Here is a 13,416-nt window from a genome sequence, read left to right as displayed (position 1 = left end):
TGCCTTAGCCACCGGCTCCAGCCACCTCAGATCGACGCCCCGCGGTGCTGGGGGTGGCGTGGGGTTGGATGGGCCCGTGGAGTTCGCAGAGGTCGTACGCCGGCGGCGGATGACGCGCGCCTACGCACCCGACCCCGTCGACCCGGCGGTGGTCGAGGCGATCCTGGCCCAGGCCCACCGCGCTCCCAGCGCGGGCAACTCCGCCGGCTGGGCGTTCATCGTCCTGGACACCCCCGAGGCGGTCGCCGGGTTCTGGCAGGCCCAGACGGATGCGGCTCTCCCCGGCGGCACCCCCGATGCCTGGCTCAGCGGCATGATGCGTGCGCCCGTCGTCGTGGTCCCGTGCAGCCGCCGATCGGTCTACCTCGAGCGCTACGCGGCGCGCGACAAGACCCGGGCCGGCCTCCAGGACCGCGACGAGTCGCAGTGGGCGATGCCCTACTGGGACCTGGACACTGCGATGGCGTCGCTGCTGATCCTCCAGGGCGCGACCGACGCCGGGCTCGGCTCCTGCTTCTTCGGGCTGGTCCCCGGCCGGGTCGACCGGGTCAAGGTCCAGCTCGGCCTCGCCGCCGACGATGCGCCCCACCCCATCGGTGCGATCACCCTCGGCCACCCCGACCCGACCGTCGCGAGCCGGTCGCTGAGGCGGCGTACCCCGGTCGAGGACGTCATCCACCGCGGCCGCTGGGAACCGACGCGATGAGGCCCGGCCCGATCGTCGACCACCTGACGCCCGACGACCTCAAGCGCGACGACCCGGTCCTGCCGCGGATCGCCCACCTGCTGGCGCCGTACAAGGCAAAGATCGGCCTCGTGCTGGTCGCCGTGGTCGCGGCCGCGGGCCTGAACTCGGTCCCGCCCTTCTTGATGCGCGCGATCTTCGACCACGCGCTGTTCCCGCTCGACGGCTCGCCGCCGAGGCTGACCCTGCTGACCTGGCTGGTCGCCGGGATGTGCGTGATCCCGGTGCTCTCCAGCCTGATCTCGATCGTCCAGAACTGGCTGACGTCGACCATCGGCAACTCGGCGATGGCCGACCTCCGCGGCGACCTCTTCGAGCACCTGCAGACCATGGAGCTGGCGTTCTTCACCGCCACCAAGACCGGTGCGATCCAGAGCCGGCTGGCCAACGACGTCGCGGGCGTACGCACCGTCCTGACCGACACCGCCACCAGCATCGTGCAGAACTCCGTGACCGTCAGCGCAGCGCTGGTCTCGATGATCGTGCTCAGCTGGCAGCTGACCATCCTGACGCTGATCCTGATGCCGATCTTCGTGTGGCTGCAGCTCAAGGTCGGCAAGCGCCGCCAGCGCCTGGCCCGGCGTACCCAGGAGTCGCTCTCGGAGATGACCGCGATCACCGAGGAGGCCCTCTCGGTCTCCGGCATCCTGCTCGCGAAGGTCTTCAACCAGCACGACTTCGAGGTCGAGCGCTACCGCGAGGCCAACCGCCGCCAGACGCGGCTCCAGGTCGAGCAGGCGATGACCGGCCGCACCTTCTTCGCCGTCGTGCAGACCAGCTTCGCGATCACGCCCGCGCTGGTCTACCTCTGCGCCGGCCTGATCATCACCGGCAAGCTGCCGATCGGGGCCGACACCCTCACCGCCGGGACGATCGTCGCCTTCACCACGCTCCAGAGCCGGCTGCAGATGCCCCTGCTGCAGCTGATGCGGGTCTCCCTCGACGTGCAGACCTCGCTCGCGCTGTTCCGCCGGATCTTCGAGTACGTCGACCTGCGACCCGCGATCCGCGACCGGCCCGACGCCGTGGACCTGCCCGTGGCCGAGGTCGAGGGGCGGGTCGAGCTCGACGGCGTCTGGTTCCGCTACCCCGAGCCGCGGCGGCTCACCGGCGACAGGGCCCCGGTGGCCGAGAAGGCCGACGACGTCGAGGACCCCTGGGCGCTGCGCGACGTCAGCCTCGTCGTCGAGCCCGGCCAGCTGGCGGCGATCGTGGGACCCTCGGGCTCGGGCAAGACCACGACCACCTACCTCGTGCCGCGCTTCTTCGACGTCACCCGCGGCGCCGTACGCATCGACGGCCACGACGTCCGCGACCTGACGATGAGCTCGCTGGCCGACATCGTCGGCATGGTGACCCAGGAGCCCTACCTCTTCCACGGCACGATCCTCGAGAACCTGCGCTACGCCCGCCCGGACGCGACCCAGGCGGAGATCGAGCAGGCCGCGCGCGACGCGAACATCCACGACCGGATCGTCAGCTTCCCGCTGGGCTACGACACGATCACCGGCGAGCGCGGCTACCGCCTGTCCGGCGGCGAGAAGCAGCGCCTGGCGATCGCGCGCGTGCTGCTCAAGGACCCGCCGGTGCTGATCCTCGACGAGGCGACCTCGGCGCTCGACAACGAGACCGAGCGGCTGGTCCAGGAGGCGCTCGAGCGCGCCACCCGCGCCCGCACCACCATCGCGATCGCCCACCGGCTCTCCACGATCCGCTCCTCCGACGTCATCTTCGGGCTCAAGGACGGCGAGATCGTCGAGCGCGGCACCCACGACGACCTGCTCCGCGACCCGGTGGGTCTCTACGCCCGGCTCTGGCAGGAACAGCTGCGCGCCCGGCGTTAGCCTGCTGCCACCTGGGGGAAGGAGAAGGCCATGAGCGATGGCGACCAGTACGAGGCCTACCAGCCGCCCTCGCGGCCCGAGGGCGAGCCCGACCCGCCTCCGGCTCCGTCCTACGAGGCCTACGACCCGGTCGACCACCAGCACCTCACGCCCCTGTCGCAGATGCCGGTCTACCCGCCCACGCCGACGGGCACGCCGGCGTACCACCCGAGCTCGTACCAGGCGCCGACGTACACCGCCTCACGCCGGCGCCGGCGGCTGCCGACCCGGCTGGTCTTCGTGATCCTGGCGATCAGCGTGCCGTCGGCCCTGCGGGTGCTGCACTCGGTGGACGGCAGCTCGTCCGTCCCGGACATCTCGATCCCGAACATCTCGGTCCCGGACACGGGTGGCGACTCCGGGCTGGCCCGAGCCGTCCGGCACCAGCTCGAGGTCAAGCTGACCAAGTACGAGTCCGTCCTCAAGCACGACGACTACGCGAGCATCGGCCTGAAGGACACCCCCTTCAACCGGCTCGGCGTCGCCGCGTACACGTTCTTCCTCACCGACATGGTCTCCGCGACGAACTTCGGCGTGACCGCTAAGGAGGCAGGGAAGTACCTCGCGGACTCGGACCGCTACGAGAAGCTCCTGCGGGCAGGCATACCGCTCGGCGACAACATCGACATCACCTTCGGCCCCCACCGCGCGTTCCGCTACGACGGCAAGACCGGCAAGGGCGGGTACGTCGACCCGACCAAGGTCGGTCCCTCGCGAGGACGAGCAAGCTGACCGTCGCCGACGAGAAGTACGAGCCCTACGAGCCTCCGCGTCACCCGAGGCCGCCCCCGACCCCGCCGGCGCCCCGTCGGCCTGGGGGAAGTTCGTGGTGCTCCTGCCGGTCCGCGCGTGGATCCTGGCGGCCGTGCTCGGCTGCTACTGGGTCGTCCGCCTGATCGCGTCCGTCTCCCACCACGGCTGAGGCCGGTGCGGCGCTGTCCGGGCTCAGGCCAGCCCGAGGATCCGCGCGCACTCGAGAGCGACGTACAGCTCGGCGGCATCGACGGGCAGCGCGAGGTCGCGGCCGGTGACCTCCTCGAGTCGGCGGATGCGGTAGCGCACCGTGTTGCGGTGGATGAACAGCTCACGCGCGGCAGTCGAGGTCGAGCCTCCGACGGCCAGCCACGTGCGCGCGGTCTGCATGACGACAGCCCGGTCCTCGGCCGGGAGGGCGAGCACCGGCCCGAGCACGGCGTCGACCAGCTGGCGCGCCTGGTCGGGGTTGCTGGCGAGCAGCACGGCGAGGGGGTGCTGCTCGAAGCGGACGACCTCGCTGGTGCCCGGAGTCGCGGCCGCGCAGGCGGTGCGCGCCTCGTGGCGGGCGCGCACCGCGCCGTCGATCGTGGCGAAGACCGCGCTCATGCCCACCCGACCCGCCGCGAGCTCGGCCAGGACGGCGGCGAGCTCCTCGACTCCGAAGCCCGGCCGCAGCGCGACCACGCCGTCCTGGTGGTCGCGGTCCAGGCGCCAGGCCGAGGCGACGTTGGTACGCCGGAGCGACCGCTCCACGTCGGCCAGCGCCTCGACGCCCGGCATGGTCGTCTCGGCCGCCACCACGACGTACCCCTCGCCGCCGGGGAGGGCGAGGACGGCCGAGGCCTCGCCGCCCAGGCCGGAGGCGAGGTCCTCACCGTCGAGGAGGGCCCCGACCACGACCGAACGCATCTGGTCGTCACGCCGCGCGCGGTCGGCCAGCGCGGCCCGGTAGGCGTCGGTGACGTGCACCGCGAGGTCGTCGCTGACCGACCAGATGTCGGCGGCGGCCCGCAGCAGCACCTCGTGCTCGTCGGCGTCCGCGTGCTCGACCAGCAGCTCCCAGATGTACCGGCCGCCGATCCGGAAGGCCCGGAGGACCGCGGCGTACGGGAAGCCCTGGGCCGCCCGCGCCGCGCCGGTGGCCCGAGGGCTGTCCAGGCTGACCGGCTGGTCCCCGGCGAGCACGCCGAGGATGTAGCGGACGTTGTCCGTGCACGACTCGTCGATGGTCGTGCGGTCACCCGGGCGGGCGGCGTACTCGGGGACCTCCGCGCAGATGCGGTCGCCCATCAGCCGACCCAGACGATCGGCCTCGCCGAGCAGGCGGCGGCTCAGCGCACGCACCTCGGGGGCGACATCGGGTCCGGGGATGGCAAGCACCACGTCGGTCAACGTAGACCCGCGACTGTGCACGTGCACACAACCCTCGGCGAGAAAGTCGTGCGGCGGCCTGATGACGCCGACCCCGCCTGGCGAGCACAGTGAGGACATGCCCGCGACGAAGACCCTCCACAGCCTGAGCCAGCTCGCCGACAGCGCCGCCCCGCTGGACGCCCTCCTCGTGGACGCTGCCCTCGGGCCGATCCGTCGCTTCGCCCCCGACATCTCCACGGCCCGCTGGGCGGTGTCCCTGGCCCGCCAGCCGCGCAGCACCGTACGCCGGATCGGCGGCCTCGGCGCCGAGGCCGGGCGCATCCTGGCCGGCGTCTCGCAGGTGCAGCCGCGCCGCGGCGACCGCCGCTTCACCGACACCGCCTGGCGCGAAAACCCGCTCCTCAAGCGACTGGCCCAGCTCTACCTCGCGACGGGCGCGACCGTCGACGACCTGGTCTCCGCCGCCGATCTCGAGCCGCGTGACCGCAAGCGCGTCCGCTTCCTCGTCGAGAACGTGGTTGAGGCGCTGGCCCCCAGCAACATTCCGCTGGTCAACCCGGAGTCGGCCAAGGCGGCCATCGACACCGCCGGGCTGAGCCTGGTCCGCGGCGGTGGCCAGCTCGTCAAGGACCTCGTTTCCTCGCCGCGCATCCCCGAGATGGTCGACACCAGCGGCTTCACGCTCGGCGAGAACCTCGCCGCCTCACCAGGCGCGGTCGTGTTCCGCAACGACCAGCTCGAGCTGATCCAGTACGCCCCGCAGACCGACGACGTCCAGGACGTGCCGCTGCTGATCGTCCCGCCGACCATCAACAAGTTCTACGCGATCGACCTCGCGCCCGGCCGCAGCCTGGTCGAGTTCAGCGCGCAGCACGGACGCCAGACGTTCGTCATCTCGTGGCGCAACCCTGACGCTCGGCACGCCGACTGGGACTTCGAGACCTACGTCCGCGCGATCTTGGAGGCCCTCGAGGCGGTTGAGGAGATCACCGGCACCACCCGCACGTTCCTGGGCGGTATCTGCTCCGGCGGCATCCTGGCCAGTATCACCGCCGCGTACCTCGCCGGCATCGGTCGTCAGGACCGCCTCGCCGCGCTCTGCCTGGCCGTCACCGTCATCGACAACGAGGACGCCGGCACCGTCTCGGCGTTCTCCAACCGGCGCATGGCCGAGCTGGCCAAGGCGAGGTCGGCGCGCAAGGGCTACCTCGACGGCCGGTCGCTCGCCGAGGTGTTCGCGTGGCTGCGGCCCAGCGACCTGATCTGGAACTACTGGGTCAACAACTACCTGCTCGGCAAGAAGCCGCCCGCCTTCGACATCCTCGCCTGGAACGCCGACACCACCCGGATGACGGCCGGCCTGCACGCCGACTTCGTCGACATGGCGATGGACAACTCCCTCAACCGCGCGGGCGGCATCACCGTGCTCGGCGTACCGATCGACCTCGCGCAGGTCACCGTCGACTCCTACATCGTCGCCGGCATCGCCGACCACATCACGCCGTGGGAGAACTGCTACCGCACCACCCAGCTGCTGGGCGGCACCAGCCGGTTCGTGCTGTCCACCAGCGGCCACATCGCCGCGCTCGTCAACCCGCCCGGAAACCCCAAGGCGTCGTTCCACACCAACGACGACACCAGCACCGACCCGAAGACCTGGCTCAAGGGCGCGCAGACCCAGCAGGGCACCTGGTGGACCGACGTGGCGGCCTGGATGGCCGAGCGCAGCGGTGAGATGGTGCCCGCGCCCAAGGAGCTCGGCTCGACGCGGCTCCAGCCGCTGGCGCCCGCCCCCGGTACGTACGTCTTCGACAAGTGAGGTCGACCGTGTCCTCCCAGCTGCAGTGGCGCACCGTGCTCGGCCACGAGATCCGGGTCTCGGTGCGGCCCGGCACCGAGCCGGGCCCGCCACTGCTGCTGTGCAACGGGATCGGCGCGAGCCTCGACCTCCTCCAGCCGTTCGTGGACGAGCTCGACGAACGGATCGAGGTGATCCGCTTCGACGTACCCGGCGTCGGCGGCTCGCCGGATCCGCAGGTGCCCTACAACTTCGCGCTCCTCGCGCTCTTCGTCAGCAGGTTGATGACCGACCTCGGTCACGATCGGTACGACGTCCTCGGCATCTCCTGGGGCGGCGGGCTCGCCCAGCAGATCGCCTTCCAGAGCCCGCGCCGCTGCCGGCGCCTGGTGCTGGTCAGCACCGCCACCGGCTCGCTGATGGTGCCCGCGCGCCTGTCGGTGCTGCGCAAGATGGTCACCCCGCAGCGCTACCGCGACGCCGACTACGCCGTGCAGGTCGCCGCCGAGCTGTACGGCGGCCAGATGCGCGACCGCCCCGAGGACGTACGCCGGCTCATGCACGCCGAGTCGCGCGTCGGCTCCAAGCGCGGCTACCTGCTCCAGCTGCTCGCGGGGGCCGGCTGGTCGAGCCTGCCCGGCCTGCCCTTCATCCGACAGCCCACCCTGATCCTGGCCGGCAGCGACGACCCGCTGATCCCGCTGGTCAACGCGCGCATCATGCACCGGCTGCTCCCCCGCGCCGAGCTGCACGTCTACGACGACGGCCACCTCGGGCTGGTCACCAGTGCCCCCGAGCTGGCGCCGGTGGTCGCGGGGTTCTTGCGTCCGGAGTCATAGACGGCGGGGGGGCAGGAGCGGCGCCTTCGCCCCTGGCGTCCTCGACGCTCTCGTGACCTGCCGGGTGCACCCGGCAGGTCACGGCTTGTCGCGCCGTTCCTGACCGTCTCGCGAGAGATCGGTCATAACACCTCCGCGGCACCGATCGGTAAGGTCGCGGAACGTGAGCCACAAGAGTGCTAAGGACTTCTTCCGTCCGCTGGCGGTCGGCGCGCCCGAGCCGCTGCGCGAGATCCCCGCCCGGCCGAGCCGCGCGATCCACTTCTTCGACCCGAGCAACGAGAAGATGGCGGCCAAGATCCCCGCCATGGTCGGCACCGTCGACGTGCTGCTCGGCAACCTCGAGGACGCCATCAAGGCCGACAACAAGGTCGCCGCCCGCGAGGGCCTGGTGAAGATCGCCCAGGACACCGACTTCGGCCCGACCCAGCTGTGGACGCGCATCAACGCGCTCGACAGCCCGTGGGTGCTCGACGACCTGACCACCCTGGTCCCGGCCATCGGCGAGAAGCTCGACGTGATCATGGTCCCCAAGGTGCAGGGCGCCGAGGACATCCACTACGTCGACCGGATCCTGGCCCAGCTCGAGGCCAAGGGCGGCATCACCAAGCCGATCCTGATCCACGCGATCCTCGAGACCGCCCGCGGCGTCGCCAACATCGAGGAGATCTGCGGCGCCTCCCCGCGCATGCAGGGCCTCTCCCTCGGCCCCGCCGACCTCGCGGCCGACCGCCGCATGAAGACCACCCGCGTCGGCGGCCCGCACCCGGGCTACCTCGTCCGCGCGGACGCGCCGCGCACCGACGACGGCGGCTTCGCCTACGACGCCGCCCGCACGACGTACCAGCAGGACCTCTACCACTACACGATCGCGCGCATGGTCGACGCGTGCGTGACGCACGGGATCTACCCCTACTGGGGCCCGTTCGGCGACATCAAGGACGAGCAGGCCTGCGAGGACCAGTTCCGCAACGCGTTCCTCCTCGGCTGCGTCGGCGCCTGGTCGCTGCACCCCGTGCAGATCAAGATCGCCAACAAGGTCTTCGCGCCGAGCGTCGAGGACATCGCCCACGCCCGCCGCGTCGTCGCCGCCATGGGCGACGGCACCGGTGCCGTCATGATCGACGGCAAGATGGAGGACGACGCCTCCCTCAAGCAGTGCCTGGTGCAGGTCGAGCTCGCCGAGCAGCTCTCGGCGATCGACCCCGACCTCAAGGCCATGTACGACGCGATCCCCGCTCCCCAGGAGGCGTGATGGTTTCGACAAGCTCAACCACCGACGGACAGTTCAAGCCGCTGCGCTCCGTCCTCTACATGCCCAGCTCCAACGAGCGGGCACTGGAGAAGGCCAAGACACTCCCCGCCGACGCGATCATCTTCGACCTCGAGGACGCCGTCGCGCCGGACGCCAAGGTCGACGGCCGGGCCAAGGCCGCCGCCGCCGTCACGTCCGGTGAGTACGGCAAGCGCCAGCTGATCATCCGCGTCAACGGCATCGGCACCGAGTGGCACGACGCGGACATCAAGGCCGCGGCTGCCGCCGGCCCGGACGTCGTACTCGTCCCGAAGGTGAACTCCGCCGAGGAGGTCCAGCAGCTCGTGGCCGCGCTCGAGGCCGCCGGCGCCCCCGAGAAGACCAAGCTCTGGGCCATGGTCGAGACCCCGATCGGCATGATCAACGCCTATGCCATCGCCACCGCGTCGCCGCGCCTGACGGGCTTCGTGATGGGCACCAACGACCTCGTCAAGGAGCTGTACGCCGAGCACGTGCCCGGCCGCGCCCCGATCCTGCCGAGCCTGCACCACGCGCTCATCGCCGCCCGTGCCGCCGGCATCGTGATCATCGACGGTGTCTACAACGACGTGAAGAACCTCGAGGGCTTCCAGGCCGAGGTCGAGCAGGGCCGCCAGATGGGCTTCGACGGCAAGACCCTCATCCACCCGGGCCAGGTCGAGCCGGCCAACGCGGGCTTCGCCCCGTCCGAGGCCGCCATCACCGACGCCCGCGGCCTGATCGAGGCCTTCGAGTCCTCGACCGGCGGCGTCGTCACCTACAACAACAAGATGGTGGAGAACCTCCACGTCGAGTCCGCCAAGCGCACCCTGTCGATCGCCGAGGCGATCGCCGCTCTCCAGGACTGATCCGCCGATAGTCCCTGACGAGAAGCACACCTTCCCAGCGGGGAGGTCGTGCTTCTCGTCAGGGACTACGCATTTCTCCACCCGAGCCCGCGCCACCTAGGCTCGATCGGGTGACCAGCCTGCTCCTCCGCTCCGCCCGGCTGGTCGCGCTCGCGACGTACGACGTCCCGCCGGACCACCCCGTCGACGTGCTCGTCGAGGACGGCGTGGTCACCCGCGTGGGTCCCGACCTGGACCGCTCGGCCGGCATCGAGGAGGTCGACGCCGAGGGTCGGTGGCTGATCCCCGGGCTGTGGGACCAGCACGTCCACCTGGGCCAGTGGGCGCAGGCGGGCAAGCGGCTGGACACCAGCCGGGCACGGTCCCCCGAGCAGGCGATCGCGCTGGCTGCCGACCGCGTGGCGACAGCACCTGGCATCCCGGTCATCGGGTGGGGCCACCGCCCGGCGACCTGGACCCGCCAGGGCACGGCGGCCGAGCTCGACGAGGTCTCCGGGATCACGCCGGTCATCCTGGTCGCCGGCGACGGGCACCACGCATGGCTCAACTCCGCTGCCCAGGCCGCGCTCGGGCTGCCACATCGTGAGGGCGTCGTCGCCGAGGACGAGTGGTACGCCGCCTACCGGCTGCTCGACGGCCTGGCCCCCATCACCGACGCCGACTACGCGACGACGCTGCAGCAGGCCGCGGCGATGGGCGTCGTCGGGCTGGTCGACCTCGAGTTCGTCGCCGACCTCGACGCCTGGCGCGAGCGGTGGGGCAACGGCTGCGACCTGCTCAGGGTCCGGGCGGCGACGTACGCCGAGGGCCTGGAGCCCGCGATCGACCAGCACCTCCGCACGGGGACCCCCCTCCTCGAGGGCGACGACCGGCTGACCATGGGGCCCCTCAAGATCATCAGCGACGGCTCGCTGAACACCCGCACGGCGTGGTGCCACCAGCCCTACGCGCACGACCCGCACCCCGACAGCCCGCAGGGCGCCCCCAACGTCGGGACCCACGAGCTGACCGCGCTCCTCGCCCGCGCGCACTCCCACGGCTTCGAGGTCGCCACCCACGCGATCGGCGACGCGGCGATCGACCAGGCGCTCGACGCCTACGCGCTCACCCATGCCCGTGGGTCGATCGAGCACGCCCAGCTGATCACCGACAAGGCGATCGCGCGCCTCGCGCAGCTGCCCGTCCGTGCCAGCGTCCAGCCGCACCACCTCGTCGACGACCGCGACCTGATCGACCTCACCTGGCCCGGTCGCGGCGGCCGCGCCTATGCCTTCCGCTCACTGCTCGACGCCGGCGTCGAGCTCGCCCTCGGCTCCGATGCCCCCGTCTCCCCGCTCGACCCGTGGCTCGCGATCGACGCCGCCGTACGCCGGACCGGCGACGACCGTCCCGCGTGGCACCCCGAGCAGGCGCTCACCCGCCAGGAGGCGCTCGCCGCGTCCACCGACGGCCAGCCGATGGTCGCGGTCGGCTCCCGCGGCGACCTGGTGCTCCTCGAGGACGACCCGCTCACCACGACCCGCCCCGGTGTCGCCCTGACCGTGGTGGCCGGGCGGATCACCCACCGCAGCTAGGCCTTGTCTCCCCATCCTCGGCGGATGCCCGCGTCGTCCAGGTGGTGCGATCGCAAGGCGCCGTCGCGACGGCATACCGGGTTGTCTTCCGAGCGGCGGCAACGCCGCGAGCGTGCCGCCTGGGCGGCGCCGGCGCCGCCACGGGATGGGGAGACACGGCCTAGGAGAGCGCGGCCTCGATCTGGCGTGCCACGGCCGCCTGCTCGGCGGCGTACGGGTGCAGCGGCGCAGCGGGCTCGGTCGGCGTGATGCCGGCGATCCACGGGTCGGTGGAGCAGATGCCGTGCCCGGCGGTCGCCGTCCAGGTGTCGACGTACGTCGCTCCTGCCCGGGCAGCCGCCCGCGCGAGCGACGTGTTGTCCGCTCGGACCACCTTGCGGACGGTGGCGGCGTCGCCGGTGGCGAGCGGGAGGCGGCTGCAGCCGCCGTCCGCGCCGATGATCTGCGGGTAGCCGACGACCAGGACCTTCGCGCGAGGCGCCCGCCGGCCGATCTCGGCGAGGACGGTCACGACGCGCTTCTGCAGGGCGCTCTGGAGCCGCGCCAGCCAGGCTCCGGCCTGATCGAGCCGCTGGGTGCACGGGTCGCCGTGGGGGTCGCCGTGCGCCAGCGACGAGCAGCTGCCGAGCAGCTGCATGACCTGGCCGTCGTTGCCGCCGATCCCGATCGAGACGAGGTCGGTCGAGGCACGGAGCGCGTCGAGCTGCGGCGGCACCGAGGTGCCACCGACCGACTGCCGCTGCGTCATGTCGTCCGTCGCCGCCCCACCACAGCTGACGTCCTCGAGCTGCAGGCCGAGCTGGATCGCGAGCCGGTGGGGGTAGTTCAGCCGCGACTGGCCGCACACGACCCGGCCGCTCACCGCGTCCCGGCCGCCGACGTTCGGCGCGGAGGTGTAGGAGTCGCCGAGGGCGACGTACGACTTGCCCGCCCAGGTGGACGCGGCCGAGGGACCGGTCGACGTCGAGCCCGGGCGCACGTGCGTCGTGGGGCCGCCGCAGGCCGTGAGCCCGAGAACCAGGGCCGGGACGGCCAGCAAGATCTTCCTCACGCAGTCGGCTCCTCGTCGCCCTGGTCGTCGCCGCCCGGATCGTCCCGACCCAGGGCGATGGTCAGCGCCATCACGGTAGCGGGATCCTGCAACGACTCCCCGAACAGCTCGCGCAGCTGCGTGACGCGGTAGCGGACGGTCTGCGGGTGCACGAACAGCGCGGCCGCGATGTCCTCCCGCCGGCCCTGGTGCAGCAACCACGCCCGCAGCGTCTCGGTCAGCTTGGCCGCCGCGGTCGGCCGCAGGTCGGCGAGCGGCGCCAGCGCCCGGCGGCGAAGATCCTCCAGGGCAGCCGGGTCGGCGCGACGGACGAGCTCGACGAGGTGGACGTCGGAGTCGCCGGCCAGACCCAGCTCGCGAGCACGCAGCGCCCGGGCGTAGGACTCGTGGGCGTGCAGCCACGGCCGCGCCGGTCCGACGTACGCCGCGCGGTCGCGCACGAGCTCGAGCAGGGCGGCCCGGCCCCTGCCGTGCACGTCGGGCACGAGCAGCACGCCGAGGCCGTCGAGCCCGGTCTGGCCCCCGGGCACGAGGGCGCGCGACGAGACGAGCTGGCGCACCGGCGCCATCTGCGAGGACGCGACCAGCACCGCCGTGAGCGTCTCCGGCGGCCGCCAGTCGGCCTCGTCCGCCGTGGTCGTCAGCTCCTGCTCGGAGCGACCGTCCAGCAGCGCCTGCGCCAGCCGCTCGAGCAGCCGCTGACGCACGCGGCCGGTCGTCTCCTCCTCGTCGCGGTGGCCGGCGACCGAGGCGGCCGACAGCTCGTCGATCCAGGCGAACACCAGGCCCGCGAACGACGCGACCGTCGTCGCGTCGATGCCGAGCTCGACGGCCTGGCGGGAGAGGTGCTTCCAGGAGGTCAGGGCGCCGATCCGGTACGCCGACAGGAGCGCGTCGGTCGTCCGGCCGCTGCGCGCCTCGCCGCGGCCGAGCTGGTAGGCGCCGTCGGTGGCCGCCGCACGGACCTCGCTGCCGGACTGGTCGCCGGAGACGATGGTGACGAAGCCGGCCAGCGCGGCGTGCACCGCCCGCCGGATGTTGTCGCCCATCGGCCCGTTGAAGGCCCCGGCGTAGGCCCGGACCTCGGCGACGACCCGGTCGATGACGTCGTCGGCGACGTCCGGCAGCTCCGCGCGGATGACCGCTGCCTGCTCGGCGGTCAGCAGCGGGCCGGACGCCGTGAACAGGTTCGCGTCCATCGTCACCTTCTTTTGTCAGATGCGAACAAGGAACAGGCCTCGATTCACCGACACC

At 72.1% G+C, this 13,416-nt stretch carries 11 protein-coding genes; 8 read left to right on the top strand and 3 right to left on the bottom strand.

The window, feature by feature from the left end; all coding sequences use genetic code 11:
- The first annotated feature begins 76 nt into the window (after positions 1-76).
- From ACYVJ3_RS04010 to ACYVJ3_RS04000, 3 genes are read left to right on the top strand one after another with little or no spacing between them, the layout of a single operon-like run.
- Positions 77-706 (top strand): nitroreductase family protein, encoded by a 630-nt coding sequence (locus ACYVJ3_RS04010; protein ID WP_460851220.1) that lies wholly within the window; start codon positions 77-79, stop codon positions 704-706.
- Entirely contained in the window at positions 703-2,589 is a 1,887-nt protein-coding gene (locus ACYVJ3_RS04005) for an ABC transporter ATP-binding protein (protein WP_460851219.1), read from the top strand. Before ACYVJ3_RS04010 ends, ACYVJ3_RS04005 begins: the two co-directional genes overlap by 4 nt.
- A gap of 30 nt (positions 2,590-2,619) precedes the next feature.
- A complete protein-coding gene (locus ACYVJ3_RS04000; RefSeq protein WP_460851218.1) occupies positions 2,620-3,360 on the top strand; it encodes a hypothetical protein in 741 nt (246 codons plus the stop codon).
- Positions 3,361-3,573: 213 nt separating this feature from the next.
- Here the strand turns inward: ACYVJ3_RS04000 and ACYVJ3_RS03995 are convergent, their stop codons facing one another.
- Positions 3,574-4,767 (bottom strand): PucR family transcriptional regulator, encoded by a 1,194-nt coding sequence (locus ACYVJ3_RS03995; protein WP_460851217.1) that lies wholly within the window; start codon positions 4,765-4,767, stop codon positions 3,574-3,576.
- 106 nt (positions 4,768-4,873) lie between these two features.
- On the opposite strand from ACYVJ3_RS03995, the gene ACYVJ3_RS03990 reads away from it, so the two are divergent.
- From ACYVJ3_RS03990 to ACYVJ3_RS03970, 5 genes are all read left to right on the top strand, one after another.
- Complete coding sequence (locus ACYVJ3_RS03990) at positions 4,874-6,577, top strand: PHA/PHB synthase family protein (RefSeq protein ID WP_460851216.1); 1,704 nt, start codon at positions 4,874-4,876, stop codon at positions 6,575-6,577.
- An 8-nt stretch (positions 6,578-6,585) separates the two neighbouring features.
- Positions 6,586-7,395, top strand: a complete 810-nt coding sequence (phaZ, locus tag ACYVJ3_RS03985; protein WP_460851215.1) for a poly(3-hydroxyalkanoate) depolymerase — start codon at positions 6,586-6,588, stop codon at positions 7,393-7,395.
- A 163-nt stretch (positions 7,396-7,558) separates the two neighbouring features.
- Positions 7,559-8,650 (top strand): HpcH/HpaI aldolase/citrate lyase family protein, encoded by a 1,092-nt coding sequence (locus ACYVJ3_RS03980; RefSeq protein ID WP_460851214.1) that lies wholly within the window; start codon positions 7,559-7,561, stop codon positions 8,648-8,650.
- Positions 8,650-9,537: an HpcH/HpaI aldolase/citrate lyase family protein gene (locus ACYVJ3_RS03975; protein ID WP_460851213.1), complete on the top strand. Its 888-nt coding sequence runs from the start codon at positions 8,650-8,652 to the stop codon at positions 9,535-9,537. The genes ACYVJ3_RS03980 and ACYVJ3_RS03975 overlap by 1 nt, the downstream gene beginning before the upstream one ends.
- Positions 9,538-9,647: 110 nt before the next feature.
- The gene (locus ACYVJ3_RS03970) at positions 9,648-11,111 is read left to right on the top strand and encodes an amidohydrolase (protein WP_460851212.1); all 1,464 of its coding nucleotides are present in this window, start codon (positions 9,648-9,650) and stop codon (positions 11,109-11,111) included.
- Positions 11,112-11,271: 160 nt separating this feature from the next.
- On the opposite strand, the gene ACYVJ3_RS03965 is transcribed toward ACYVJ3_RS03970, so the two are convergent.
- Both ACYVJ3_RS03965 and ACYVJ3_RS03960 read right to left on the bottom strand, forming a co-directional pair.
- The gene (locus ACYVJ3_RS03965; RefSeq protein ID WP_460851211.1) at positions 11,272-12,162 is read right to left on the bottom strand and encodes an SGNH/GDSL hydrolase family protein; all 891 of its coding nucleotides are present in this window, start codon (positions 12,160-12,162) and stop codon (positions 11,272-11,274) included.
- Complete coding sequence (locus ACYVJ3_RS03960; RefSeq protein WP_460851210.1) at positions 12,159-13,361, bottom strand: PucR family transcriptional regulator; 1,203 nt, start codon at positions 13,359-13,361, stop codon at positions 12,159-12,161. The genes ACYVJ3_RS03965 and ACYVJ3_RS03960 overlap by 4 nt, the downstream gene beginning before the upstream one ends.
- Between the last annotated feature and the right edge of the window lie 55 nt (positions 13,362-13,416).

The organism is Nocardioides montaniterrae (assembly GCF_054782655.1).
The sequence above is the reverse complement of the archived record's forward strand: the minus strand, read 5'-3'. Positions and strand labels throughout refer to the sequence as shown.

Coding starts and splice junctions, on each gene's coding strand:
- ACYVJ3_RS04005 (WP_460851219.1), top strand. CDS start 703: ATGAGGCCCGGCCCGATCGTCGACCACCTGACGCCCGACGACCTCAAG.
- ACYVJ3_RS04000 (WP_460851218.1), top strand. CDS start 2,620: ATGAGCGATGGCGACCAGTACGAGGCCTACCAGCCGCCCTCGCGGCCC.
- ACYVJ3_RS03990 (WP_460851216.1), top strand. CDS start 4,874: ATGCCCGCGACGAAGACCCTCCACAGCCTGAGCCAGCTCGCCGACAGC.
- ACYVJ3_RS03975 (WP_460851213.1), top strand. CDS start 8,650: ATGGTTTCGACAAGCTCAACCACCGACGGACAGTTCAAGCCGCTGCGC.
- ACYVJ3_RS03960 (WP_460851210.1), bottom strand. CDS start 13,361: ATGGACGCGAACCTGTTCACGGCGTCCGGCCCGCTGCTGACCGCCGAG.